At 40.2% G+C, this 25400-nt stretch carries 25 protein-coding genes; 19 read left to right on the top strand and 6 right to left on the bottom strand.

The annotated features are described in order from the left end of the window. Positions 1 to 3: 3 nt before the first annotated feature. Positions 4 to 1095: a DegT/DnrJ/EryC1/StrS family aminotransferase gene (locus N0B29_RS08700; protein WP_263833312.1), complete on the bottom strand. Its 1092-nt coding sequence runs from the start codon at positions 1093 to 1095 to the stop codon at positions 4 to 6. Positions 1096 to 1199: 104 nt separating this feature from the next. Here N0B29_RS08700 and N0B29_RS08695 point away from each other — a divergent pair, with 104 nt between their 5' ends. Together N0B29_RS08695 and N0B29_RS08690 are read left to right on the top strand one after the other, a co-directional pair. After that, positions 1200 to 1886 (top strand): SDR family oxidoreductase, encoded by a 687-nt coding sequence (locus tag N0B29_RS08695; protein WP_263833311.1) that lies wholly within the window; start codon positions 1200 to 1202, stop codon positions 1884 to 1886. Continuing rightward, on the top strand, positions 1883 to 2362 hold the full coding sequence (locus N0B29_RS08690) for an Lcl C-terminal domain-containing protein (protein WP_263833310.1): 480 nt from the start codon (positions 1883 to 1885) through the stop codon (positions 2360 to 2362). Before N0B29_RS08695 ends, N0B29_RS08690 begins: the two co-directional genes overlap by 4 nt. Here N0B29_RS08690 and N0B29_RS08685 read toward each other — a convergent pair. The 3 genes from N0B29_RS08685 to N0B29_RS08675 form a co-directional block, all read right to left on the bottom strand. Next, complete coding sequence (locus N0B29_RS08685) at positions 2359 to 2523, bottom strand: hypothetical protein (RefSeq protein WP_263833309.1); 165 nt, start codon at positions 2521 to 2523, stop codon at positions 2359 to 2361. The two genes, N0B29_RS08690 and N0B29_RS08685, sit on opposite strands and share 4 nt — an antisense overlap. Before the next feature lie 66 nt (positions 2524 to 2589). Then, positions 2590 to 3150, bottom strand: a complete 561-nt coding sequence (locus tag N0B29_RS08680; RefSeq protein WP_263833308.1) for a hypothetical protein — start codon at positions 3148 to 3150, stop codon at positions 2590 to 2592. A 205-nt stretch (positions 3151 to 3355) separates the two neighbouring features. Next, positions 3356 to 4522, bottom strand: a complete 1167-nt coding sequence (locus N0B29_RS08675; RefSeq protein ID WP_263833307.1) for a tetratricopeptide repeat protein — start codon at positions 4520 to 4522, stop codon at positions 3356 to 3358. A 53-nt stretch (positions 4523 to 4575) separates the two neighbouring features. On the opposite strand from N0B29_RS08675, the gene N0B29_RS08670 reads away from it, so the two are divergent. From N0B29_RS08670 to N0B29_RS08635, 8 genes are all read left to right on the top strand, one after another. Beyond that, on the top strand, positions 4576 to 5694 hold the full coding sequence (locus N0B29_RS08670) for a polysaccharide deacetylase family protein (protein ID WP_263833306.1): 1119 nt from the start codon (positions 4576 to 4578) through the stop codon (positions 5692 to 5694). Between the two features lie 421 nt (positions 5695 to 6115). Then, complete coding sequence (locus tag N0B29_RS08665; RefSeq protein ID WP_263833305.1) at positions 6116 to 8068, top strand: glycoside hydrolase family 17 protein; 1953 nt, start codon at positions 6116 to 6118, stop codon at positions 8066 to 8068. A 96-nt stretch (positions 8069 to 8164) separates the two neighbouring features. Beyond that, on the top strand, positions 8165 to 10711 hold the full coding sequence (gene alaS / locus N0B29_RS08660) for an alanine--tRNA ligase (protein ID WP_263833304.1): 2547 nt from the start codon (positions 8165 to 8167) through the stop codon (positions 10709 to 10711). 3 nt (positions 10712 to 10714) lie between these two features. Then, the gene (locus N0B29_RS08655; RefSeq protein ID WP_263833303.1) at positions 10715 to 11212 is read left to right on the top strand and encodes a hypothetical protein; all 498 of its coding nucleotides are present in this window, start codon (positions 10715 to 10717) and stop codon (positions 11210 to 11212) included. A 1-nt stretch (position 11213) separates the two neighbouring features. Continuing rightward, positions 11214 to 11768: a septum formation inhibitor Maf gene (gene maf, locus N0B29_RS08650; protein ID WP_263833302.1), complete on the top strand. Its 555-nt coding sequence runs from the start codon at positions 11214 to 11216 to the stop codon at positions 11766 to 11768. A 2-nt stretch (positions 11769 to 11770) separates the two neighbouring features. Continuing rightward, positions 11771 to 12862: an aminotransferase class I/II-fold pyridoxal phosphate-dependent enzyme gene (locus N0B29_RS08645; protein WP_263833301.1), complete on the top strand. Its 1092-nt coding sequence runs from the start codon at positions 11771 to 11773 to the stop codon at positions 12860 to 12862. After that, positions 12859 to 13554 carry an ATP-binding cassette domain-containing protein gene (locus N0B29_RS08640; protein WP_263833300.1) on the top strand — a complete coding sequence of 232 codons (696 nt, stop codon included), beginning with the start codon at positions 12859 to 12861 and terminating at the stop codon, positions 13552 to 13554. The genes N0B29_RS08645 and N0B29_RS08640 overlap by 4 nt, the downstream gene beginning before the upstream one ends. Then, positions 13551 to 15476, top strand: a complete 1926-nt coding sequence (locus N0B29_RS08635; protein ID WP_263833299.1) for a transglycosylase domain-containing protein — start codon at positions 13551 to 13553, stop codon at positions 15474 to 15476. The genes N0B29_RS08640 and N0B29_RS08635 overlap by 4 nt, the downstream gene beginning before the upstream one ends. Positions 15477 to 15675: 199 nt before the next feature. On the opposite strand, the gene glnA is transcribed toward N0B29_RS08635, so the two are convergent. After that, positions 15676 to 17106 carry a type I glutamate--ammonia ligase gene (glnA, locus tag N0B29_RS08630; RefSeq protein WP_263833298.1) on the bottom strand — a complete coding sequence of 477 codons (1431 nt, stop codon included), beginning with the start codon at positions 17104 to 17106 and terminating at the stop codon, positions 15676 to 15678. Between the two features lie 71 nt (positions 17107 to 17177). Further along, entirely contained in the window at positions 17178 to 17957 is a 780-nt protein-coding gene (locus tag N0B29_RS08625) for a histidinol-phosphatase (RefSeq protein WP_263833297.1), read from the bottom strand. A 91-nt stretch (positions 17958 to 18048) separates the two neighbouring features. On the opposite strand from N0B29_RS08625, the gene N0B29_RS08620 reads away from it, so the two are divergent. From N0B29_RS08620 to N0B29_RS08580, 9 genes are read left to right on the top strand one after another with little or no spacing between them, the layout of a single operon-like run. Beyond that, the gene (locus N0B29_RS08620; RefSeq protein ID WP_263833296.1) at positions 18049 to 18780 is read left to right on the top strand and encodes a chemotaxis protein; all 732 of its coding nucleotides are present in this window, start codon (positions 18049 to 18051) and stop codon (positions 18778 to 18780) included. Next, the gene (locus tag N0B29_RS08615) at positions 18781 to 20046 is read left to right on the top strand and encodes a peptidase U32 family protein (protein WP_263833295.1); all 1266 of its coding nucleotides are present in this window, start codon (positions 18781 to 18783) and stop codon (positions 20044 to 20046) included. A 3-nt stretch (positions 20047 to 20049) separates the two neighbouring features. Further along, positions 20050 to 20544, top strand: a complete 495-nt coding sequence (gene purE, locus N0B29_RS08610; protein ID WP_263833294.1) for a 5-(carboxyamino)imidazole ribonucleotide mutase — start codon at positions 20050 to 20052, stop codon at positions 20542 to 20544. 13 nt (positions 20545 to 20557) lie between these two features. Beyond that, the gene (locus N0B29_RS08605; RefSeq protein WP_263833293.1) at positions 20558 to 21046 is read left to right on the top strand and encodes a DUF3972 domain-containing protein; all 489 of its coding nucleotides are present in this window, start codon (positions 20558 to 20560) and stop codon (positions 21044 to 21046) included. Positions 21047 to 21071: 25 nt separating this feature from the next. Further along, positions 21072 to 21929, top strand: coding sequence for a glycine--tRNA ligase subunit alpha (gene glyQ / locus N0B29_RS08600; protein WP_263833292.1), 858 nt, complete (start codon positions 21072 to 21074; stop codon positions 21927 to 21929). Beyond that, positions 21929 to 22648: a Nif3-like dinuclear metal center hexameric protein gene (locus N0B29_RS08595; RefSeq protein ID WP_263833291.1), complete on the top strand. Its 720-nt coding sequence runs from the start codon at positions 21929 to 21931 to the stop codon at positions 22646 to 22648. The genes glyQ and N0B29_RS08595 overlap by 1 nt, the downstream gene beginning before the upstream one ends. Before the next feature lie 14 nt (positions 22649 to 22662). After that, entirely contained in the window at positions 22663 to 23382 is a 720-nt protein-coding gene (locus N0B29_RS08590) for a zinc ribbon domain-containing protein (RefSeq protein WP_263833290.1), read from the top strand. A gap of 3 nt (positions 23383 to 23385) precedes the next feature. Next, on the top strand, positions 23386 to 24555 hold the full coding sequence (gene waaA, locus N0B29_RS08585; protein ID WP_263833289.1) for a lipid IV(A) 3-deoxy-D-manno-octulosonic acid transferase: 1170 nt from the start codon (positions 23386 to 23388) through the stop codon (positions 24553 to 24555). Continuing rightward, on the top strand, positions 24539 to 25267 hold the full coding sequence (locus tag N0B29_RS08580) for an RluA family pseudouridine synthase (protein ID WP_263833288.1): 729 nt from the start codon (positions 24539 to 24541) through the stop codon (positions 25265 to 25267). Before waaA ends, N0B29_RS08580 begins: the two co-directional genes overlap by 17 nt. The last annotated feature ends 133 nt before the right edge of the window (positions 25268 to 25400 follow it).

Raw genomic sequence — 25400 nt, 5'->3', positions numbered from 1 at the left:
AACTTATGCCTTAATTGCGTTGACAACAAAATCTTGTTGTTCTGTGGTTAAAAATGGACTCATTGGAAGGCTCATGATCTCTGTTCCGACTTTTTCACTAAGAGGGAAATCACCTTTTTTATAGCCAAGGTATGAAAGAGCTTCTTGCAAATGAAGTGGAATTGGGTAGTGAACCGCTGTTGGTACACCCGCATCGTTTAGCTTTTGCATGACACTCTCGCGATTTTTAACGCGGATAGAATACTGTGCGTACATAGAGTTGCGATCATCCATCACTTTTGGGGTGATGACATCAGCACCCTCAAGCAATTTGCTGTAACGGTTACCCACTTCGATACGTTTTTTACATTCTGCTTCAAAATGGTTCATTTTGACATTGAGGATAGCTGCTTGAAGCGCATCGAGTCTACCGTTGATACCGATGTATTTGTGTTCATAGCGCTTGCCTTGTCCGTGGTTAAGTAGAGATTTGATTTTAGCCGCTAGTGCCTCATCGCTACAAAAAATCGCTCCACCATCACCGTAACATCCAAGAGGTTTTGATGGGAAGAAGCTGGTACAACCGATGGTGCTTAGGTTACATGATTTTTTGCCTTTGTACTCTGCTCCAAAACTTTGGCATGCATCTTCTATAACGACTAAATTGTGTTTTTTAGCAATAGTGTTAATCGCGTCCATATCTGCTGTTTGTCCGTAAAGAGAAACGGGCATAATCGCTTTGGTTCTTGGGGTGATTTTCGCTTCAATGAGTTTTGGGTCAATGTTGTAGGTTGTCTCATCGATGTCAACAAATACAGGCTTTGCTTTTAAAAGTGCGATAGTCTCAGCCGTTGCGATGAACGTAAATGGAGTCGTGATAATCTCATCATCAGGTTGTACATCTATCGCCATAAGCGCGATTAAAAGAGCATCTGTTCCGCTTGAACATGCATAGGCGTATTTTGCACCTGTGTATTTTGCTAGATTTTCCTCAAGTTTTGTCACTTGTGGACCCATGATAAACTGAGTTGAACTTAAAACATCTAAAACTTCTTTGTTTATCTCTTCTTTGTAGGTTTCATATTGCGTTTTGAGGTCGATAAAAGGGATTTGCATAGTCGCACCTTTGGTTAAAATATCGCGTATTTTACTCCAATCATTCTTTTGCGAGGATAAAGTGTTGGTGTGCTATTGTTTTATACGCGTTTTGGAGGTGATTTATGAAAACCGTTTTAGTGACAGGTGCATCGCATGGTATCGGTAAAGCGATTGCTGAAAAATTGTGTCAAGAGTATCGTGTTTTTGCCCTCGATAAAGAGACACCAACACATCATTTTTTTGAGCGATTTTACACGTGTGATCTTAGCAATACCCAAGAACTTCAAAAGACAATCAGCCAGATTAAAAATGAAATAAATATGTTGTATGGACTTATCAATAATGCAGGAATTTTTATCCATAAACCCTTAACTGAGCAGAATTTGCAGGACTGGGAGAAAGTCATTGCGGTCAATCTTACCGCTCCGTATATTTTATCTCAATCCTTTGCATCCTTTTTAAATCACGGGCATATCATTAACATAGCTTCCACAAGGGCTTACATGTCAGAAGTTGGCACTGAGCCTTACTCTGCATCAAAAGGGGGCATAGTCGCTTTAACCCATGCGCTTTCTATGTCGCTCTCAGGTCACGTCAGTGTCAATTCCATCAGCCCTGGTTGGATCAATACCGATGAAAGCTATGTGGCAACGGTAGAAGAAAAGGCATGGCATGCGAGTGGTAGGGTTGGGAAGCCAAGCGATGTTGCTGAGGTTGTGAGCTTTTTATTGGAGCGAGAAGATGGTTTTATCACGGGGAGCGATTTTGTGGTCGATGGCGGTGTGAGTAAAAAAATGGTGTATCCATGAAACGATTGCTCTTTCTCTTTTTAGCAACTTTGAGTTTAATGGCCGAGTGTTCGTTTAAGAGCACCACATTGATCGCAAAAGAGGGCGAAGTGGTTGATAAAAAAAGTGGTTTGATCTGGCGTCGATGTTCACTAGGACAGGAGTGGCAAAAAGGCAAAGGGTGTGTGGGCGAAATAGAACTGATCAAACGAAAAGAGGCTGAGAAGCGCGCTCACTCGTTGGGAAATGGTTGGCGAATGCCGAGCATTGATGAGCTTTTAACTTTGGTGGATGAACGCTGTAAATCACCTGTGCTCAATAGTACACTGTTTGGAAAACTTCACGACACAGGTGAGGGTGCGAATTATCTAAGTGCTTCCATTTACCTTGAGGGCGATGAGGTGCTACCGACACTTTTTTACACGATCAATTATATAGATGGAAGTGTGGATGCTCATACGAAAGGGTATATGGGTGCGGTGCGATTGGTGCGTTAGAGCTTTTTAAGAGATGTTGGATGGCACAAGTGCTTTTCATCTTTAGCGACACGAGCGCATTTTTCGCAGATAAATTTTGGTTTTGAGACGATCTTGATGATCTTTTTTGCATAGTTTTCAATGTCATCTTTTTTAAGAGAACAGAGTTTTTTGATTTTCATGCTCACTCCTTTTTTACATGTAAGAGTGTAGCATGAAATCCAACAGAGCATGCTTTAAAAGAGAGGTTACACAGCGCCCATAATTTTTTTGGAACTCTCGCCTTTGTGGCTGAGTACCTCTTCAAAACTCATCGTTTTTGCCGTACAGTCTGCTTTTAAAAGTCCTTCATAAAGCACTTCGATTTTCTTTTTATTGTCAAGTTTTTTGAGTTCACTTTTGTCGAGTCCTGAGAGATCAAGCAGTTCATTCCACACAGAACTTTCTGCTAACGAATAGGCATGAATAGTGACACCTTCATAGGTAAATGTGCCGTTTTTATCCAAATCGGTGACATAAAGCACGACCAATGTTGCAGGGGTAAAAAATGCTTTATAGCGCTCAAAAAAGGCTTCAAAATGCAAAATACTCTCTAATTCAGCGGAAAAAAAAGTGACTCTGTCGTCGTTTGAAACCAATAAAACTTGTTTGGCTTGCACTTTTGGTGGCAAGATGCGATCAGGGGAGAGCTGTTTTCCCTCTTCAACGATTAAAGCGCCTCTGTAACCAACGAGTCCGTTTCCGATCTCGCCGTTAAATGATGGTTGCCACGCTAAATTATTCTCTTTGATAAACTGCAAAATCGACATGTATATCCTTTAATGTGTGATAGCAAAGGTTATACAAGAACTATTCCGTGAGGTTTTGAGAGAAAAAAGTATGGGGTGTTTTAAAGCATTTATATATTGAATTGGCAGCCAAAAAGTTAAAAGTTTAGCTCAGGCCTCTTTTCTTTTTAGATTAGAGGCTTGAACTGAGTTTTGGTATTGTTCTGGATCGTTTAGACAAAACTCTTTATTGCAATTTTGCCTGCATTCTTTCAATCCCTTGACGATAAGCTGAATGCTCTTTTTTAGAAAGTGCCTTTTGGTAATTATTTAATGCATCTTGCCATTGGGAGCGGTTTTCGTAAATTTTGGCAATATTGTAAAATGAACTTGCCTGTACGGTATTTTTAGTGCTTCCACTAGCCAGTTCAATCGCTTTTCGGTTTGCCCACAATGCTTCTGCCTCGCGTCCTAATTTTTGGTAAGTCAATCCAAGATTGCTATACGCTTGTCCGTAATTGGAAGCGAGATTTACTGCTTCTTGAAACAAATACATGGCGTCCTCTATGTGGCCCTGATGATATTGTTGCTCACCTTGAAGATTTAATGCTTTTGCCTGAGATGAATCAACATTGCTTACGACATGAAAAGCCTCTGATCCAACCATTTCACGCATCATACTGATGACACCTTCTGAATTCTTTGTAGTACCTGTATAGCTGTTAATATCTTGAAATGCTCCATTCTCATCAATACCAAACACGAGCCAGATATTGCCTACACTCTGTGGCGTTGCATGATAGGTACGAACCAAAGTTTGACCGATGTAGACATTGACCGTTGCACCTGAGTTACCCAACGTATTAGAGTCAGGACTAATGCCACTGTAATAATTATGCACGGCATAGAGATATTTTTTACCGGCTTGTTTTTGATTAATAGTAATCGTTTCAGGTCCGAATCCGGTCATATTATCAACGTCTAGATTAGCTTGTACTCCTACTTTAGAATCAAAATAGATGTTATTTCCAGGATATGCCAAATGTGAATCTAAATCAGGCGGATTTTTCCCCCACGTCAAAACAACACGAATTCCATCCAGATTTTGCATATTGGGGCTCAATGCATACGTTAGCCCATTACAAGGACATTTTGCAACCAACGTGGAAAAACCTGGCTTTTTAATAATCATCATTGTCTCTTCCGAATCAATACCCCCAAAACCTTCATAAAAAAGCTTCCCTTGCTCATCAGAAGTAATCTTAATAGATGTCTCTCCTGTTTTTTGAAAAATAACTTCCGCATTCGTGATAGGAGTATCTTTTTTTACTGCAGATAAAAGTTGTATTTCACCTGCTATCATAGTTGTACTCAGCAAGGAACATAATAAAACAAGAGAAGAAAATTTAATCACTATAAACCCCTTTTGTGTTTTTTTTGTATTATACACAATCATAAAGGAATACTATGCGATTTATTACCTGGTTTTTATTATTTTCTATTTTTTGCTATGCCAATGGCCCAGAAAAAATAGCAACATTTGATAGAGCCCTGTGGCCTTATCCTATTCATTCAAAAAGCGCGTTTGACGATGCGTCACGGCATGAAATTATCAGCTATGTTCGCCAAATAAATAGTATCAATCTTTCTGATATAACCTCGATTACAGAATTTACCTCCATCAAAAACATCAATTTTGCTTCTGTATCGAAATGGCTTACATTTACCCAAAATAACTTAGTCAATAATTTCAAACAAGCTCAAAAAAGTTGCAACGATAAACAAGAACTTTGTCAAAATGTCAGCAATTGGCACGACTTATCCACTCTATCTGCAGAATACAAGTCAAATCAAATGCTTTTTCCTTGGTATGCAGCTTCTCAAACTTTTTTTTCGTATTACCTCTATGAGCAGGTGCGTTTAGCTGCACTCTTTCCTAGAATTACCTCTGAGATTGACACGCTTGATGAGCGAGAAGTACAGGGATTTGACTATTCGGACGGTCAATTCCTCCTAACCTTCGATGATGGTCCGAAATATTCACAAACACCGTTGGTAGCCGATAAATTACACAAACTCAATATCAATGGAATGTTTTTTGTATTGGGCGAAAATTTAGAAAGCGCATTAAAAACACATGGAACAAATAATCTTAAACAGTTGTACGAAGGAATGTGTGTCGGCTCCCACGGCTATATGCACAAACCTCATCTGAAGCTCGAAAATTGGACTGAATTCTATGACAAAACACGCAGTATGATTACTGACAATCAGTTACAAGGCACATCCAAAAATCATATCTGGTTTAGACCGCCCTATGGTCAACGCCAGCAAGAACTGGTCAACAGACTTTGGAATCTAGGGGATAAGGTTATGCTGTGGAATATTGATTCGCAAGACTGGAACCAAAAGTTAACGACGAAACAAGTGCAAGATAGGACTATAACTCTTATGCTTTTACATCGCAAAGGGATTATATTATTTCATGACATTCATCCCAAAGCGCTAAAGGTGATAGAAGAGTTAGATATATTTCATCGCAATCAAATCACGTCGTGGGTAAACTGTAAAGAAATAGGACAATGACTCGCTAAATTGTTTTTATTCTTGAATCAGCATCTTAAAAGTTAAATATTTTTTAAACTCCATGTCAAGCCTTTTTTATTCTTAGAGATAAGAGCTAAATTTTTAACTTTTGAAAATATTTTGTTACATGTAAAATATAACAAGCATAAAAGGTTACTTCAAATCGTCTTAATTTTTATCTTTCTTTCTTTACATGTAAACCCTTAAACCCATTTTTAGTATAATCGCGCAACTGATAGACTTCTTGCATAACCTATTGAAACAAGAGTGTTGAGACATAGCACATCACTTTTTAAAACTAAAAACATCGCCATAGCTTTGGCTATGACTCAATTTTGAGTTTTAAAAATTAACGCACTCTGTTCAAACTCTTTATGTCTCAAAGGTTATGCAAGAAGTCTAATAAATGGAGTACCCTTATATGAACCATACGTTTAAAATGATCCTTTTTTATATTGCGATGTTTGTGTCGCTTGGACTTTTTTGGTTTTGGATGGCTTTGCCTTCTTCTAGCCTTATTACGTTAGATCCAAACGTTAAACTGCAATGCCTCTCTTACGCGCCGTTTGGTAAAGATGAGTCGCCGATGAACATTGCCAAAGGGTTTCGTCCTTCAGCGGAGCAAATGGATAAAGACTTAGCGCATTTGGCGACGATGACGAGTTGTATTCGCTCTTATTCAAGCGTTGGGCTGGAAGAGTTACCTGAGATTGCTCGTAAACATGGGCTGAAGTTGTGGCTTGGTGCTTGGGTGAGCAGTGATGCGGCTTTGACTAAAAAAGAGATCGACACGACGATTCGTCTGGCTAAAGAGAACAAAGACATCATCGAAACCGTTGTGGTGGGAAATGAAGCCCTTTTGCGTAACGATGTGAGCGCTTCTCAACTGGTCGCTTACATTCACGAGGTGAAACAAGCACTTCCCGATATGGTCATCACCTACGCAGATGTGTGGGAGTTTTGGAACAAGCATCCTGAGATCGCTCCTGTAGTGGATCGCGTCACCATTCACATCTTGCCGTACTGGGAAGACAAGCCCATCAGTGTGGACAAAGCGCTTTTACATGTAAGGAATATTCGCGACCTGATGAAGCAAAAAATTCCTGACAAAGAGATCGTCATTGGTGAGACAGGATGGCCGAGCGAAGGGCGTATGCGAGAAGGTGCGTACCCAAGTGCAGTCAATCAAGCCATTTTCACGCGCGGTTTTGTCAAAATGGCAGAAGAGGGTGGATGGAAGTACAATTTTATCGAAGCGTTTGACCAGCCGTGGAAACGCATGAGCGAAGGTGCTGTGGGCGGTTTTTGGGGACTGTTTGATGCGGATAGGGCTGATAAGCACATCCTGCATGGGTTTGTCTCTAACTTCCCCAATGCCCTATGGCTTTTTATCGCCAGCTCTCTGCTGAGTTTGGTTGGGCTCATTTGGCTTTGGGGTGTGCCAACATGTTCGTGTAAAAAAGCGCCGTATTGGTTTGCAACGCTCTTTGGTGGCTCGGTGGCACTCACGTGGCAAGCCAATGCTTACTGGATCGTCTCTCGGAACAATTTAGAGTACGCTTGGGCGATTTTATGCCTTACCATCGCGTTTATTTCATGGCTTAAATTGGTTCGTTTTCTCATCGACGAAGAGATAGAGATGCGTGGTTCTATGGCGCGATTTATGAGTGTTATAACGCTGAGTGAACCTAAAAGTGAAACGTTTTGGGAAGATGTGTTGCATCTTCTGAGTGTGAGCGTGGTGCTTGTTATGGCACTTTCTTTAGCGTTTGCTGGAAGGTACCTTAACTTTGAGGTTGGAACGCTGGGTATCATTGCAACTGTCTATGCGGTCATCTATTTTTCCACAGAGCGTCAAGAACTCAATGGTTTGATGGAAAAAGTGAGTGGTTTGACGCTTTTCATTTGTGCTTTAGCCGTTTTACTGCATGAGAGTGCGCGCAATGACTTTGCGCTGAATTGGGTTGTTTTAGTGCTGGTTTTTGGCTCAACGTTGTGGCTTTCTTCTGCTAAACTGTGCGGAATTTTTAAAACACTTCTTATCCTTGTTATCGCGGCAGTTGTCTTTGTGGCGATGAAAGAGGGTGTCTTTGTGAATGAGTCGTGGATAGAGGTGTGTGCTGCTGATCCTCTGCTTCCAGTATGTCAATTTAGAGCACTTCTCGGTAAAGTGGTTTATCTCAATTACGTAGGGCTTTCGGGCATTGTGGTTGCCATCTTTAGTGTGCTTAGTGGAAGCTATGTGCTCGGTATGATCGCCATCATCATGGGGCTTTTTTGTCTTTTAACATTCAATGGCTTTTTGGGTGCGATTATTGTAGTACTTGGTTGGTGGATTGTTGGGTATCGTTTAAACGATAAATGCACATTATAATTGCCTCTTATAGAGTGTTTTCAGGGTGTTTAATAATACCCTTTAGGTTTTTTAGCTAAAATAGATGAATTTTTCATAAAAAAATAGGACAATAGTATGGATGTTAGAGCCGAGTTTTTAAAGTTTTTTGAACAAAAAGGTCACAAGATTATCGAGAGTTCTCCCCTTGTGCCAGATGACGCGACGCTTCTGTTTACCAATGCAGGCATGGTTCCTTTTAAGAGTGTTTTTACAGGCGAAGTACCTCGTCCAAACCCTCCACGTGCGACAACGTGTCAAACGTGTATCAGAGCGGGTGGTAAACACAATGACCTTGATAATGTCGGCTACACAGCACGCCATCATACTTTTTTTGAAATGCTTGGAAACTTCTCTTTTGGTGATTATTTTAAAGAAGATGCCATCTCACATGCGTGGGAATTTGTCACAGAAGTGCTAAAACTGCCTAAAGAAAAACTTTGGGTGACCGTTCATGAGAGCGATGATGAGGCAGAAGCGATTTGGAAAAAACACATTGATGCGAGTCGCATTATGCGTTTTGGCGACAAAGACAACTTTTGGCAAATGGGCGACACAGGCCCTTGTGGACCGTGCAGTGAAATCTTCATCGATCAAGGGGCTGAGAATTTTAATACACCAGAAGACTACATGGGAGGAGACGGCGATCGCTTCTTAGAGATCTGGAATCTTGTTTTCATGCAGTACGAAAGAGATAAAGCGGGTGTACTTCATCCACTTCCAAAACCTTCCATCGACACAGGAATGGGCTTGGAGCGTGTGACTGCGGTCAAAGAGGGCGTGTTTAGCAACTATGATTCTTCACTGTTTATTCCTTTAACCGACAAAGTAGCAGAGCTTTGCGGAAAGCCTTATGCTTATAAAACGGGTGCAAGTTACCGTGTTATTGCAGACCACATCCGTGCTGTTTCCTTTCTTGTGGCACAAGGCACAACCTTTGGTCGTGTAGGTCGTGGTTATGTTTTAAGACGCATTCTAAGACGTGCGGTACGACACGGTTACCTTTTGGGACTCCGCGCTCCATTTATGTACAAACTTTTAGACACCTTGTGTGAGCTTATGGGTAAACAATACCCTTATCTTGTAGCGAAAAAAGATGTGATTGCTGAACAGATCAGAAATGAAGAAGAGAGCTTTTTTGCGACCATCGCTTCAGGACTTGAACTGTTTGAAAAAGAGTTACCAAACACCAAAACAATGTTTAGCGGTGAAGTAGCATTTAAACTTTACGATACCTACGGTTTTCCTCTTGATCTTACTGCTGATATGCTGAGAGAAAAAGGTTTAAGCGTTAACGAAGCCGAGTTTGAAGCTTTGATGGCAGAACAAAAAGCACGTTCAAAAGCTTCATGGAAAGGCAGTGGAGACAAAGCAACTCAAGGTGAGTTTAAACCACTTCTTGAAAAATTTGGTCTTAACACCTTTGTGGGTTACACTCAAAAAGAAGCGAAAACAAAAGTGTTAGCACTTTTAGATGAGAACTTCAAAGAGGTTCAAAGTTTAGAAGAAAACGGTTGGGTGATGTTTGAGAAAACACCATTTTACGCGATGAGCGGTGGACAAAGCGGCGATGAGGGTGTCATAGAGGGTTATGGAAAAGTACTTGATACGAAGAAATTTTTTGACCTCAATCTTTCACTCGTAGAGCTTGAAAAGCCTTTACATGTCAACGATGAGGTAAGCCTTAGTGTGGATCTCTCTCGCTTGGAGATTGAAAAACATCACAGTGCAACACACCTCCTTCACAGCGCGCTTCGTAAAGTCTTGGGCGAGCACGTTTCTCAAGCGGGTAGTTTGGTTGAAAAAGATCGTTTACGTTTTGACTTCTCGCATCCAAAAGCGCTCAGTTCTGATGAGATCACGAAAATTGAAGCGTTTGTGAACAGCGTCATTGCGAGTGGTGTTGCGGGGCAGACAAAATTGATGAATGTTGAAGAAGCCAAAAACAGTGGTGCAATGGCACTCTTTGGTGAAAAATACGGCTCGGAAGTGCGTGTTGTGAGCTTTGGCGATGCAAGTGTTGAGCTCTGCGGTGGAACACACGTCAGCAATACCGCCAACATTGGCAGCTTCTTTATCCAAAAAGAGAGTGGGGTTAGTGCGGGAGTTCGTCGTATTGAAGCGATTTGCGGAAGTGCGGCACTTTCTTACGCACAAAGTTTAAGAAGCGATCTTGAAGCGATTAAAGAGAGTGTTAAACACAAAGAGCCACTCATCGGTATCAACCGTCTTAAAGAAGAGATCAAAACCCTTAAGACCGAAGTCGAGTCTTTAAATTCGCACGCTGGAAAGTCAGTGGAATCTTTACATGTAAACGGTGTTGAACTCATTGTTGACGTGTTGGGTGCAGGTGATATTAAGGCGCGTATTGATGATCTTAAAAATGAAAAAGAGTCCGTTGCTGTGCTTTTACTTCAAGTCAAAGATGACAAAGTGTTAATCGCAGCGGGTGTTAAAAATGCAACCATTAAAGCAGGTGCTTGGATCAAAGAGATCGCACCTATCGTTGGTGGTGGTGGCGGCGGTCGAGATGACTTTGCCCAAGCCGGAGGAAAAGATGCTTCAAAAATAGAAGAGGCAAAAGCTGCGGCACTTGCGTATGCAAAAGCGGTTCTTCAAGGTTAAATGATGCGCGATTTTTTCATAGATATATTCGGTGACTTTAGCAGAATCATTGTCTTTTTACATATCATCAGTTCAGCATTGCTTATTGGCAGTATGTTTGTGATGCGTTTTGTGATTCAGCCTGTGGAAGTGGATGTCCCTGATGAAAAGATCAAATTTAGCAGCTGCATTGAAATGATGCGACGCTACATTGTTTTTTTAGTGCCAGTCATGTTGGTTATCATCATTACTTCAGTGTTTATGCACCTTGGACTTGGCTTTAAAAGTGGCAATCCAGCGACTTACGTTATGGTACACACGAAAGAGGCATTGTGGACGTTTATAGCATTTAATTTTATTTACATGTATTTCAAATACCTTAATGCCAAAAAAGGTTTAGCCGAAGAAAATTATATTGAGGTGGAAGAGAATGTGATCTTGATGGTCAAATATCTCATTCCTCTCAATCTGATTCTCTCAATCATTTCTGTCTACTTTGGCGTGATTTTACGAGGCTACTAAGATGCAAACGATTGTTTTAGGCTCATCTTCTATCACGAGAGCGGAACTTCTTACCACGTTTGGGGTTCCTTTTATTCAAAGAGATGCTGGGTTTGACGAAGAGCAATTGCAAATTTCTGATCCGGCGCATTTTGTCTATCATGCCACTAAAGGAAAGATGCAAAGCTACCTTGAAAAGTATGACTTGGAAATGCCAGTTTTGTGTGCCGACACGGTTGTCACTGCAAATGGAGCGATTTTACGCAAAGCCAAAGATAAGGCTGATGCGAGACGTATTTTAGAAGCGCAAAGTGGCAATAAAGTCAGCATTCTTAGCTGTATGATTTACAAATCCAAAACATGTGAACTCATTGATCTATCCGCCACGGATTATCTCTTTTTCCCTTTTGATGCTAAAGCGCTAGAGGCTTATTTAGAAGGTGATGATTGGAGAGGAAAAGCGGGTGCGTGTATGGTGGAGGGGTTTTGTAAATCCTACATCAAAGAAGTGGTTGGGCTTCAAAGTACCGCCATGGGGCTGAGCGTTGAGAAGCTTTTGCCTTTTTTACCTCAATAACCATGTACCAAAACGAACTCCACGCCATCACAAAGTCAAATCGCTACCGAAGCCGTAAGCTGTACAGTGATGATTTGGCTGATTTTAGCTCCAACGACTATCTAGGCTTCGCACAAAACCATACCCTTTTTGAGCGTGCGGTTGCCCAAGTTTCCATGTATAAAACCCATGCGCCCAAAGCTTCTATCTTAGTCAATGGTTATCATCCCATTCATCAGGAGTTTGAAGAATTTTTGATACGCCATAATGGTTTTGAAGCAGCCCTTGTGTGTGGTAGTGGCTTTTTAGCCAATTTTTCGCTTATTGAAGCTTTACCGCGCAAAAAAGATCTTTTGATTTTGGATGAAGAGTATCATGCCAGTGGTATGGTAGCATCTAAAACCGTGGATGCCGAAGTTTTACTGTTTAGGCATAACGATGCCAATCATCTTGAAAGCTTGATTAACACGCATAATCATAACCGCATTATTATCGCCGTTGAAGGCATTTATTCGATGAGCGGGGATCTTTTAAATCGCGATATTTTCGAAATTGCCGATCGTTACAATGCCCTTTTGATTGTCGATGAAGCGCACAGTGTAGGTGTTGTGGGGGAAAACCTGAGAGGCGTCTTTGATCTGTTTGGCATTACGCCTAAAGCCAACCATATTAAGATGGGCACACTTGGAAAAGCGCTGGGAAGTTATGGCGCATACATTTTATGCAGTGAACACATTGCCGAGTTTTTACAAAATCGTGCCAAAGCTATCATTTATACAACCGCACCCTCTTTATTTGACATTGCTTTGGGATACCAAGGGTTGCTCTATATTTTAAAAAATCATGCGGCGTTAAAAGCTGAGATTGAGGCGCACCAAGCGGTTGTGCAAACCATTTTAGGTTTAAAAATCGAAGGGCTGATTTGTGCGTACCCTTTGAGCGAAGGTGTTGATGCTCTTTCTGTTCAGCAGAATCTGATTGATGAAGGTTTTTTAGTGGGAGCTATTCGTCCGCCAACGGTTCCAAAGCCTATTTTACGCCTTATTCCAAGGCTGGGAGAAAGCGTTGAGTCGTTAAAAACAGTGTGCTCTCTTATCCAAAAGGGGAGCTTTTGAGCTTTACATGTAAACAACTTCTCATCAAAAGTAAGGCAAAAACACTGCTAGATGTGCAGTTTTCTTTTGAGAGGTCGTTTGCCCTGATTGGTGAGAGTGGCAGTGGAAAAAGTTTGACGCTTAAAGCACTTTTAGGGATGTTACCACAAGAGTTGGAGTCCCTTTTAGAGTATGATGCATCTTATGCGTTAAAGCGTGGGAAAAGCATCGCGTTTGTGCCTCAAAATCCTTTTACGGCTCTCTCGCCTTTGACGAAGATTGAGAAGCAGTTTATGGCATCGCGCGAGCAAGCAGAAAAGTATTTGCGTATGGTAGGTTTAGATGTCGATTTTTTAAATCGTTTTCCCTCAGAGTTAAGCGGTGGGCAGTTACAACGGCTTATCATTGCGATGGCTCTAAGCGTTGAGCCACAATTGCTGTTACTGGATGAACCCACAACAGCACTGGACGAGGAGAGCAAAACAACGGTGTTGGAGTTGATTTCCTTGCTTCATCAGACGTGCGGATTTGATCTACTTTTTGTAACGCACGATATTGGAACGATTGAGCATTTATGCAATGAAGTGGGGATTATTAAAAACGGGAAAATCGTTGAGTACGGTTTAACCAAAAATATTTTGCATGACCCCAAAGAGGCTTATACGAAGCAATTATTGGAGTCTGGATTTAGACAAAGGAGTTTTAGAACGTGAAATATATTATGACTATTTTAGCAATGCTTGGATTTGCAGTATTGATGGCAATTATCTTTTTATACGCACAAATTCGTTTCGATGCCTATAAGATTATTGATTATACCCCTAAATTAACCACACAAATTTATGACCGCAATGGTGAATTGATCGCGAATCTTTTTGACGAAGAGAATAGGTTGTATGTCGATTTTAAAGACCTCCCTCCACGTTTGATCGAAGCGCTTGTTGCAACGGAAGATACCTCCTTTTTTGAGCACAGCGGTATTAACCTTGAAGCAATTTTTAGAGCTTTAGTCAAAGACATTCATGCGATGAAAATGGTTGAGGGTGCGAGTACTATTACACAACAGCTTATTAAAAATACCGTTTTAACACGCCAAAAAACATTAACACGTAAACTCAATGAAGCTATCTTAGCCTATACGGTAGAATCGTCTTTAACCAAAGAGCAGATTTTGGAGCGTTACTTTAACCATGTTTACTTTGGGCATGGCTATTATGGTGTTAAAACCGCGGCACATGGGTATTTCAACAAAACGCTTGATGCGCTGACATTAAAAGAGATCGCTATACTTGTGGGACTTCCAAAAGCGCCTAGTTCGTATGATCCAACCAAACACATGGATCTCTCTTTAAGCAGAGCCAATCAAGTGGTTAGTCGTATGTACACATTAGGCTGGATTAGTGAGAACGAATACACTAAGGCAACATTAGAGCATCCTATGGTTTTCGATGAGACATTAACACGCAATCGTGCACCTTATGTCACCGATGAAGTCATTAAAAGCTTGAGTACAGAATATGGCGATATTAAAAAAGGTGGCTTTCAGATTTATTTGAGTATTGATTTGAAATTACAACAACTTGCACATGAATCCCTAAAAGTGGGTTACAACGGCATGGTGTCACGACTTGGGAAAGATGTGAATGCGTCTGAGCTCAATGGTGCTATGGTGGTTATGGAAAATAGCACAGGTAATATTTTAGCGCTGGTCGGAGGTCTTGATTATGCAAAGAGCAGTTTTAACCGTGCAACGCAAAGTAAACGCCAACCAGGTTCAAGCTTTAAGCCTTTTGTGTACCAAAAAGCTTTAGATTGGGGATACTCTCCACTGTCTGAAATCCCTGATATTTCACGTACTTACGTCAACAGTGAAACCGATGAAACATGGACACCAAAGAACTATGAAAGTAATTTTGAAGGCCTTATTACCCTCAAAGAGGCGTTGGTACATTCACGTAACTTGGCGACGATTAACTTGTTATCTCTTTTAGGGCTTGATAGTGTCTATAAAGAGCTCAAAAAAGATGGTTTCAAGGGCTTATCGATGGATCTTTCATTGGCACTTGGAAGTTTTGGTATTTCACCGCTAGAATACAGTAGTTTTTACTCAATGTTCCCAAATTACGGTGTACGTGTTGAGCCAGTACTGGTTAAAAAAGTGATTAACCGCCAAGGCGTTGAAAAAGTCTATGAAACCAAAACACAGACGATCACATCACCTAAACAGAGCTATTTGATGATAGATATGATGAAAGAGGTTGTCAAACGAGGTACGGGTAAAAATGCTCAAGTTTCGGGCATAGAAATTGCTGGAAAAACAGGAACAACCAACAGCAGTGTGGATGTCTGGTTTTGTGGCTTTTCTCCTGACATAGAGGTGCTCACTTGGTATGGAAACGACAATAATACACCGCTTAAAAAAGGCGAAACCGGTGGAAAATCGGCAGCTCCTGCGTTTAAATACTTTATGACCAAGTATGTAGAGCTTCACCCGGAAACAACACGTGAGTTTAAAATGCCAGAAGGTGTAGGCTCTCGTAAAATCGATGGATCAACAGAGTATTTTACCGATGTATCGCCATTTCCTAAAACAAATACAAAACAACTTAAAGACGATGGTGGTTTGATGTTTTAGCAGCTAAAACAAGTTTGCTCGTAAGGGGCAGCTTTAGCCGCCAAGTGCAACGTAGTTTTTCAATCTTTACTTGGGGAAGTGTGAAAAAAATGAAGATGGAAGATCAAGTCAATTCTGCCTCGCAGAGGCAAGCTTCAGTGCATAGCGCAGCGTAGCTTTTGGGGCTTTGCCCCAAAAGCGTGTCAAAATAAAAAAACGACTAGCAAGAGAACATTGTTTTAAATTCAAATGCAGTAGGTCTTGCCTCATCTGGCCAAACTTGAGTTTCAAATTTGTAGTGTTGGTATGTATCCAAAAATTCTGGAGTCATAACAGGTTTAAGATAGTCATTGTCACGGATTAACGCTTCAAGTGAACCTCTTAATGTATGAGGCATTTGGTTGATACCTTTTTCTCTAATTTCATCGAGTGTAAGTTCAAATAAGTCTTCGTCCATTGGACCAACAGGCTCAGCTTTTGTTTTAATACCATCAATTCCTGCAAGAAGCATAGAAGCAAACGCAAGGTATGGGCATGAAGTTGAATCTGGGAAACGCATCTCAACACGAACTGATTTCTCACCCGCACCGTATGGAATACGGCATGAAGCTGAACGGTTTTGCATAGAGTAAGTAAGGATTGAAGGCGCTTCAAATCCTGGGATCAAACGTTTATAAGAGTTAGTTGATGGGTTTGTAAACGCCGCAACACTTCTTGCGTGTTTCAAGATACCACCGATATACCATCTAGCCATATCACTAAGGTTTGCGTATTCGCCAGCCTTATAGAACATGTTTTTGCCATCTTTCCAGATTGATTGGTGAACGTGCATACCGTTACCATTGTCACCGTAAAGTGGTTTTGGCATAAATGTAGCTGTTTTTCCATTGAGGTGAGCTACCATTTTTACAACGTATTTATATTTTTGTACGTTGTCAGCTGCTTCAATCAATGTTCCAAATTTAACACCGATTTCGCCTTGTGCTTGAGCAACTTCGTGGTGAACAACGAATACTTCAAGACCAATTTGTTTAAGAGTTTGTACCATTTCAGCACGTAAATCTACCATAGAATCGATTGGCTGAACTGGGAAGTAACCACCTTTTGTGCCTGGTCGGTGACCTGTGTTGTAGCCATCAGTATAATTTTTAGCGCTATTCCAAGCACCTTCTTCAGAGTCTACTTCGTAGTATGAACAGTTAATTTCATCTCTAATTTTTACATCGTCAAATACGAAAAATTCATTTTCTGGTCCAAAGTATGCAACATCACCAAGACCTGTTTCAGCAAGGTACTTCAATGTTTTTTTAGCGATACTTCTTGGACATTTCTCATACAATTCACCTTTGTAAATGTCAAAAACATCACAGAATACAACAATGGTTGAATCAGCTGTAAATGGATCTAAAAATGCGCTCTCAGCTTCTGGCTTTAAAAGCATGTCAGATTTGTTGATTGGCTGCCAAGCATCGATTGATGAACCATCAAAAGGAATACCATTGGTGAAAGACTCTGGACTAATCGCTTCCATAGTATATGTAAGGTGATGCCATGTTCCTTTCATGTCAGTGAAACGAAAATCAACAAATTCAACTTCATTGTCAGCACAGTATTTGAAAAATTCTTCAACACTGTTAACGAATTTACCCATGTTGTAACTCCTAAATTTTAAATTTTAGTAATTTTATCAGATTGAACTGAAAATAACATTGCAAAAGGTGCTTAAAAATTAACCAATATTCGATCTCGACTTTCAAAAGTTGCACATTTTTTATACCCATACGCTTTTGCAATCTCTCGAAGTTCCTCTTGCTGGTAGCCAATATGGCTTAGAGCATGTGCGTCGGAACCAAACGTAATAGGGATATCATGCTCGCTAATAAGTTCCATCAAAGGATTGCTTGGATACTGCTCTCCCACAGGTTTACGAAAGCCTGCAGCGTTGAGTTCTATGGACATATTGGCTTTTTTGATGGCTTTAATGGCTTCTTTTGCGATCAGCCTTACATCTTTTTTAGGCAGAAAATTAAAAACCTTTATGAGGTCTAAATGTCCTACGATATCAAAAAGCCCGCTTTTTGCCATCGCGCCGATCGCTTCAAAATAATGCTCCCATACTTCGTCGATATTTTTAGTGCGGTATTCACCTATAAATTCGGGATTATCAAAGCCCCAAGAACCTAGGTAATGTACAGAACCTATAAAATAATCAACATTGCGTTTAAGGACCCTCTCATCGATATACCCTCTTAAAAAATCCACTTCATAGGCAAGTAATATTTTGATTTGATCTTTGTATTTTTCTTTTACATGTAAAACATCTTTTTCGTATGTATCCATTTCTGAAAAGCTCATACGATACGCTTCATCGAAGTTCATTGGCGCATGGTCAGAAAAGCCAAAAATATCTATTTTTTTAGCAATAGCACTTTGAATATACTCCTCAATACTCCCCTCCGCATGGTTGCATAAAATAGTATGGTTATGTAAATCAATGATCATAATAGGTGTCCTTCAATCAGGGTCTTAAAGTTAAATTATATAAAAAGTTCACTATAATAGACCATAATTTGTCATTTTGAGGAGAAAGCTTATGACGCAAGAAGAACTTGATGCTTTGATGGCGGGCGATTTAGATGATATGGACGATGCCGCTCCAACAGAAGCGGCGCTTGAAGAGAGTGCAGATTTTGAAGAACAAACAGAGAGTGAAGCTTTAGAAGAGGAAAAAGATAAAGCTGCTACTCAATTGATGCATGAGTATAGACCATCATCGACAATGTCTTGGCCGCCACCGCCACCAACAGATGATCATAAAATGGTGCATCAGCTTGATGATGTTACCAAAGATTCTGAGATCAAAGCAACGCAAGTGTTTGATAAGCTTGAAACTGTGAATAACTTTATGATGAGTGCTGAAGAGAATGCTAAAGAGGTTATTAAACTCATTGAGTCAAACATTACTCTTTTTGAGACTTTAGTCACAAAATTTCCTAAAATTGATCAGTTTCAAAAAGCGCTTGATGACAACAAAGGGATGAAGGATCGTGTTGAAGATCTTTTAATGAATGCCCAAATGGCGGAAGATGAGATCATGATGACGATGGACATTATGCAATACCAAGATATTCATCGCCAAAAAATCGAACGCGTTATTAATGTTATGCGTGCCCTTTCAAAATACATGAGCGCATTGTTTGAAGGCTCTAAAGACGACTCTAAACGTGTAAGTTCAGCTGTACATATTCATGGTGATGAAACAACAGAAGATGTTGTTAGCAGTGAAGATATTGAAGCATTGATTGCTAGTTTAGGAAAGAAATAGGTGTCAAACGTCGAACTGCTTTCTCCTGCTGGAAATTTTGAAAAGTTAAAAATCGCGCTTGCTTATGGCGCAGATGCCGTGTATGCGGGGGTGAGTCACTTCTCTCTTCGCATACGTTCAGGCAAAGAGTTTACGTATGAAAGTTTTGAAGAAGCGATCAACTATACCCACGCCATGGGCAAAAAGCTCTATGTTACCATCAATGGTTTTCCTTTTAACGCACAAATTTCGCTTTTAGAAAAACATATTGAGCGTGTAGCGGCAATGAACCCTGACGCGTTTATTGTAGCAGCGCCAGGCGTTATAAAGTTAGCGCAAAAGATTGCACCACACATTCCTGTGCATCTTTCCACGCAAGCGAATGTGTTGAATTATCTTGATGCTGAAGTCTATTATGATATGGGTGTGAAGCGTATTATTGCAGCACGCGAAGTAAGCCTGAAAGATCTTGAGCAAATTAAAGCGCGATTACCAAAGCTAGAGCTTGAAGTTTTTGTGCATGGTTCGATGTGTTTTGCCTACAGCGGTCGTTGTTTGATTAGTTCTGTTCAAAGCGGACGTGTTTCAAACCGTGGGAGCTGTGCGAATGACTGTCGCTTTCCTTATACGCTTTATGCCCATAATGAAGAGAGTGGGACGCTCTTTCGTTTGGAAGAGGGCGAAGAGGGGACGCATATTATGAATGCGAAAGATCTCAACTTGAGTGCTCACGTGAAAGAGATACTGGATTCGGGTGTCATTGATTCACTCAAGATTGAAGGACGAACGAAGAGTTCTTATTATGTGGGAATTACCACCAAAACATATCGTCAAGCGATTGATGATTATTATGCCAATCAGTTTGATGCGAGTAAATATACCGCTGAACTAGACACAACTAAAAATAGAGGGTTTAGTGATGGCTATTTGGTCAATCGCCCTTATGAAAAAAATGATACACAAAACCTCGCGCACTCGATTAGCGAAGGCACACACCAAGTGATTGCGCAAGTGAGTGAAGATGGCTCGAACTGCCTTTGTAAAGACGTTTTATCTTTACATGTAAACTATGAATTGATTATGCCCTCAGTTGCAAAGATTGAGGCTGTTGATAATGAAATTGGTACGATTTTTAAAGAAGAGGGTTCGTGGAAAGTGTGTTTCAAAAAACTACAAACGCCAATGGGCAAAGTATTTGATGAGATACACAGCGGAAATACCAATGCGATTGTGCTACCAGCAATCGTGCCTGGATTTACATTTTTAAGAGCAAAGATAAAAGGATAGAGCGTGAAGTTTGTTTCTATTATAATGGGAAGTAAAAGTGATTATACTGTTATGGAAGAGTGCGCAAAGACGTTAGAGAAATTTGGCGTGATGCATGAGATCATCGTCTCATCTGCGCATAGAAGTCCTGAGCGAACCCATCAGTATGTTAAAAGTGCTGAAGCCAAAGGGGCTAAAGTCTTTATTTGTGCAGCGGGTATGGCGGCACATTTAGCCGGTGTGGTAGCTTCACTTACCACGAAACCTGTTATTGGTGTTCCGATGAAAGGTGGCGTTATGGAAGGAATGGACGCACTTTTAAGTACAGTTCAAATGCCAGGAGGTATGCCCGTAGGTACTGTGGCTATTGGTGCAGCAGGCGCGGTTAACAGTGCGTATTTAGCGATGCAAATTCTTGCAATCGGCGATGAAGAATTGAGTGCAAAACTCAAAGAAGATCGTATTTTGAAAGCAAAAAAAGTCGAAACGGATTCTATGGGTATTGAAATCATTCTATAAGTAAGGTAAAACAATGAACAGTTGGTTAGAGATTGAAGAGTTTAGTAAATTAGTCAATTTGGATATTTCTGCCATTCAATCATTGATCGAAGAGGGCAAGCTGATAGCAAAAGAGGAAGATGGGCAATGTTTTGTTGAAGTAAGCCGAAGTGCTCATGCACTTATTCCTGCTACCAAAGGGATTGTCCTTGATGACGCTTATGATGGATCTTCCATCTCAATGAGCTCAGAGTTTGTGGAAAAAACGGTTGGCGCCATACTCAGTTTGCATGAAAAAGTCTTAGATGCCAAAGAAGAGACCCTCGATGCGCTAAAAAGTGAAAATCGTTTTTTAAAAGAGGCTCTTTTTTCAATGCAAGAGCTTTACGAAGAAGATCGTAAAACAATGGAAACATTGACCAAGCAACTTGCACTATTGCAAGATGAACTGGAATTTACCAAGCGAAAATATAAAATGATGTGGAATAAAGCGGTGGAGAGTTATACCCCTCCAACCAAATAATCTTTACATGTAAAAGGAAAAGATAGTGTTAACCTTTAGTCAAATGCTTTTAAACCTCCAAACTTTTTGGCAAGATCAAGGCTGTACAATTGTTCAACCTTACGATATGCCAGCAGGGGCTGGAACCTTTCATAATGCAACGTTTTTAAGAAGCTTGAGCTCAAAGCCTTGGGCAACAGCGTATGTCGCACCAAGTCGCAGACCAACCGATGGAAGATATGGTGAGAACCCAAACCGTTTGGGCAGTTATTATCAGTTCCAAGTGCTCATTAAACCAAGTCCTGACAACATTCAAGAGCTTTACCTCAAAAGTCTTGAAATGCTTGGGCTTGACATCAAAAAACACGACATTCGCTTTGTGGAAGACAACTGGGAATCGCCAACGCTTGGCGCATGGGGACTTGGCTGGGAAGTGTGGTTGGATGGTATGGAAGTGACTCAATTTACCTATTTCCAACAAGTAGGTGGTATTGCGTGTAACCCTGTTTCGGTTGAAATTACCTATGGTGTAGAACGCCTCGCGATGTATTTGCAAGAGAAAGAGTCTGTGTTCGATCTTGTATGGAATGAGAACCAATTTGGTGTCACAACGTACGGTGATGTACACAAACAAAGTGAGTATGAGTTTAGTAAATACAACTTTGAGATCGCCAATGTCGCGATGCTTTTTGAACACTTTGAAAACGCGCAAGTCGAATGCAAGCGTTGTTTGGAAGAAAACTTACCATTGCCAGCGTATGACTACTGTTTGATGGCTTCACATACATTCAACGTACTTGATGCACGAAAAGCCATTTCGGTAACGCAGCGTCAAAACTACATCCTTAAAATTCGTGAACTCGCTAAAGGGTGTGCTGTTAAGTATAAAGAAGTTGTAGGTTAATGAAGCTAGGCGCACTCTACGACTTTTTAGACACCCTTAGCCCATTTGCCACACAGGCAAGTTGGGATAATAGTGGGCTGTTGATCGGAAGCAAGGACGATGAAGTAGAGCAAATCTACCTTAGCCTTGATGTCGATAGCTCACTTTTAGAAGAAGTAGCAGCGCATTCGCTTATTATAACGCATCATCCACTGATTTTTAGTGGTCTTAAACAGCTTAATTTTGCGAAATATCCTTCTAATTTGATTCAAAGGATGGTGCAAAAAAATATTAGTTTAATTGCGATGCACACGAACTTTGATCTCTCGCATCTCAATGCTTATGTCGCCTCTAAGCTTGGCTTTGAAATCAAAGAGAGCAGAGAGTTTGTAAGCTACTTCGATGTGAACCAAAATTTCGATGATTTGGCTTTACATGTAAAGCGTGTTTTAGGCATTGAAAACGTGCGTTTGGTGAGAACGAAAGAGTGGATTGGACGTTGTGCCATTACCACTGGATCAGGAGGCGATTTGATCTCTAAAATTGAGGCTGATTGTTTTTTAAGTGGAGACCTAAAGTACCATCAAGCTTTGGAGGCAAAAGAAAATAACCTCTCATTAATTGACATAGGTCACTTTGAGTCCGAGCGCTATTTCCCAGAGTGTTTAGGCAATTATTTGAAAAATTTGCCATTAAAGGCTATAATGTCAAATTCTAAAAATCCGTTTGAGTATAAATAGAGGACACACAAGATATGAATAAGTATTTAGAACAGTTAATTGAGCTTTCCAAGTTAGACAAAGAGATCGACGATTTTGGCCCTAGAATTGCCAAAGTTGAGAAAATGTTGAAACTTTCTTTAGACAAAGAGAGAGATTTAAAACTCCAAGCAGAGTCTTTCCAAGCGGATATCGCGGATGCAAAACTCAAAAAAGCAAAAAATGAAGCACATCTTGCAGAACTTTCAGCAAAACTAAAAGATCTTACTAAAAAAAGTTCTTTAGTTAAAACAGCCAAAGAGATTAAAGCGCTTCAACTTGAAGAAGAAATTTCAAAAGAACAGTGTGATTTTGCCAATGATGAAATCAACCGTTTAGATAAAATTATTGATCTCAAACAAACAAATATTGCTGCATTACAAGAAAAGATTGCAGACGCTGTTAAAGAAGCAGAAGAGATTAAAGCATCGATTGATTCTCAAATCCAAGCGATTGAAGAAGAGCGTAAAAACGTTTACCAAGCGAAAGATGAACTTGTCTCTGGGATGAGTCAAAAAATCTTAACGTTTTATCAAAAAATTAGAAAATGGGCGCAAAATTCAACCGTTGTTCCTGTTAAAAAACAGGCATGTTATGGTTGTTTCATGAGAATGAATGATAAAACCTATGCCAGTGTTTTAAAACAAGATGACATCGTGACATGTCCACACTGTGGTCGTATTTTATACAAAGAGATAGAGGAAGTAAAGGCGTAAGCTTTGAGCTTTTTTTACTCTCTTTTGGCAACGTTACTCTATTTTGTAGCGTTGCCTTATCTCATGTACCTTCGCTTCAAGCCTAAATACAAAGATTCCATTCCCGCACGCTTTTTTTTGAAAAATAATCCCAGCTTTACTGATGGTGGCATTTGGTTTCATGCGTGCTCTTTTGGCGAAGTACGTTCGTTAAGTCCTTTTATCGACAAGATTTCACCTTTGGATGTTCGCATTAGTGTGATTACCCAAACGGGATTTAAAGAGGCGAGTAAACATTCCCAAGCAGAGGTTCGCTATCTGCCTTTTGAGATCTTTTTGCCTTTTTGGATACGCAAACAAAAAGTACTGATTGTTATGGAGGCTGAACTTTGGCCGCTCCTTTTTATTGTTGCAAAAGCAAAGGGTATAAAAACCGTTTTATTGAACGCGCGCATTTCAGATAATTCGTATGCCTCATATCTTCGTTTTGGTTGGCTGTACCATTGGATTTTTAGCCATGTTGATCTCATCTTTGCGCAAAGCATTGAAGATGAGCAAAGACTTAAAACACTTGGTGCTAAGAGCGTTCAGGTGAGTGGTAACATTAAGGCATTTAGCGAGTATTCTGTGACACATGTCTATCCAAAAATGGATACTAGAAGGGTCATAGTATTAGCCAGCACCCATGAGGGTGAAGAGGAATTAATTTTATCGCACCTTGCATTGCAGACCAATGATCAACTGATTGTTGGTCCTAGGCACCCTGAGCGATTTGAAAAAGTGGATAAGCTTTTGAAAACCTATGCGCTCAATGAGAACAAAGCGTATGCAAGGTTGTCCGAACATGATGTGTTTGGTTCAGATATTATCTTGTGCGACAAAATGGGAGAACTCATTAATCTTTACGCCATTGCAGATGTGGTGATTTTAGGCGGTTCTTTTGTTGATGGCATCGGTGGGCACAATCCATTAGAGCCTGCTTTTTTTGGTACAAAGATCATCAGTGGCGAATTTATTTTCAATCAAAAAGTACTTTTTGATGCCGTTGACAATGCTTTTACATGTAAAGTTGAAGATTTAAAAAACGTTTTTGATAGTATTGATACTTACCCAAAAAGTACTATCGTTCATCGTGGCGACTTTGAGCCACTACTAGAGCAAATATTAGGAAATAAAAATGGAAAAAGCTTATAAATTATTAGCCTTGCAAGAGGGCATTTCAAACCGTGCTGCAAAAGATTTGATTGATCGTGGTGTTGTATATTCCGCGGGTAAAAAAGTAAGTGTTGCACGTGGTGAACTTATCGAAACCACTAAATTTAAAGTTGAAAAAATTGCACCGATAAAAGTGATTTTTGAAGATGAGTTTATTATGGCAGTGGATAAACCCGCCTTTATGACATCAGAAGAAGTCGCAGAGATCAAAAAATTGCCACTCTTGCATAGACTTGATCGTGAAACAAGTGGCGTTTTACTCTTAACAAAAGATGATGAGTTCCGCAAACGTGCGGTGATCGCCTTTAAGAAGCGAGAAGTTCAAAAAGAGTATCTTGCCATCGTGGAAGCTAAGATTGTTGAACCCGTAGAAATTAATGCCCCAATTATGACCATTAAAAAAGGCAATACGGCGTACAGTAAAATCAGCGCAGATGGCAAAGAGGCGATTAGTCATGTTGAGCCTTTGATGATTGAGGGAAAACGTTCCAAGATCAAAGTACGCATTGAAACAGGCAGAACACATCAAATTAGAGTACATCTTAAAAGCATTGGTGCTTCTATTTTGGGAGATACCGAATACGGTGGACGACCCTTTAAGCGTTTGATGTTACATGCTTCTAAAATCATGCTATTAGGTTATATTTTTCAAACAAAAGAACCTGAAGATTTTATAAAATTTAGCGTTTGATAAAAAAAGAGAAAGACGAATAGAAATCTGTATTTTAGGGCTTTATATTAAATATTAAGTTCAAAAATAGTTGCCGTAATTTAAGGTTTAATTTAGTTTAAAGTATTTATTTTGTAAAATTGCGTTCCTTTGC

Source organism: Sulfurospirillum oryzae (genome assembly GCF_025770725.1).
GTDB classification, from domain to species: Bacteria; Campylobacterota; Campylobacteria; order Campylobacterales; family Sulfurospirillaceae; genus Sulfurospirillum; species Sulfurospirillum oryzae.
The sequence above is the reverse complement of the archived record's forward strand: the minus strand, read 5'-3'. Positions and strand labels throughout refer to the sequence as shown.

Coding starts and splice junctions, on each gene's coding strand:
- maf (WP_263833302.1), top strand. CDS start 11,214: ATGCAAACGATTGTTTTAGGCTCATCTTCTATCACGAGAGCGGAACTT.
- glnA (WP_263833298.1), bottom strand. CDS start 17,106: ATGGGTAAATTCGTTAACAGTGTTGAAGAATTTTTCAAATACTGTGCT.
- N0B29_RS08685 (WP_263833309.1), bottom strand. CDS start 2,523: ATGAAAATCAAAAAACTCTGTTCTCTTAAAAAAGATGACATTGAAAAC.
- alaS (WP_263833304.1), top strand. CDS start 8,165: ATGGATGTTAGAGCCGAGTTTTTAAAGTTTTTTGAACAAAAAGGTCAC.
- N0B29_RS08645 (WP_263833301.1), top strand. CDS start 11,771: ATGTACCAAAACGAACTCCACGCCATCACAAAGTCAAATCGCTACCGA.
- N0B29_RS08670 (WP_263833306.1), top strand. CDS start 4,576: ATGCGATTTATTACCTGGTTTTTATTATTTTCTATTTTTTGCTATGCC.
- N0B29_RS08665 (WP_263833305.1), top strand. CDS start 6,116: ATGAACCATACGTTTAAAATGATCCTTTTTTATATTGCGATGTTTGTG.
- N0B29_RS08700 (WP_263833312.1), bottom strand. CDS start 1,095: ATGCAAATCCCTTTTATCGACCTCAAAACGCAATATGAAACCTACAAA.
- N0B29_RS08590 (WP_263833290.1), top strand. CDS start 22,663: ATGAATAAGTATTTAGAACAGTTAATTGAGCTTTCCAAGTTAGACAAA.
- N0B29_RS08605 (WP_263833293.1), top strand. CDS start 20,558: ATGAACAGTTGGTTAGAGATTGAAGAGTTTAGTAAATTAGTCAATTTG.
- N0B29_RS08680 (WP_263833308.1), bottom strand. CDS start 3,150: ATGTCGATTTTGCAGTTTATCAAAGAGAATAATTTAGCGTGGCAACCA.
- N0B29_RS08690 (WP_263833310.1), top strand. CDS start 1,883: ATGAAACGATTGCTCTTTCTCTTTTTAGCAACTTTGAGTTTAATGGCC.
- N0B29_RS08655 (WP_263833303.1), top strand. CDS start 10,715: ATGCGCGATTTTTTCATAGATATATTCGGTGACTTTAGCAGAATCATT.
- N0B29_RS08620 (WP_263833296.1), top strand. CDS start 18,049: ATGACGCAAGAAGAACTTGATGCTTTGATGGCGGGCGATTTAGATGAT.
- N0B29_RS08595 (WP_263833291.1), top strand. CDS start 21,929: ATGAAGCTAGGCGCACTCTACGACTTTTTAGACACCCTTAGCCCATTT.
- N0B29_RS08625 (WP_263833297.1), bottom strand. CDS start 17,957: ATGATCATTGATTTACATAACCATACTATTTTATGCAACCATGCGGAG.
- N0B29_RS08580 (WP_263833288.1), top strand. CDS start 24,539: ATGGAAAAAGCTTATAAATTATTAGCCTTGCAAGAGGGCATTTCAAAC.
- N0B29_RS08695 (WP_263833311.1), top strand. CDS start 1,200: ATGAAAACCGTTTTAGTGACAGGTGCATCGCATGGTATCGGTAAAGCG.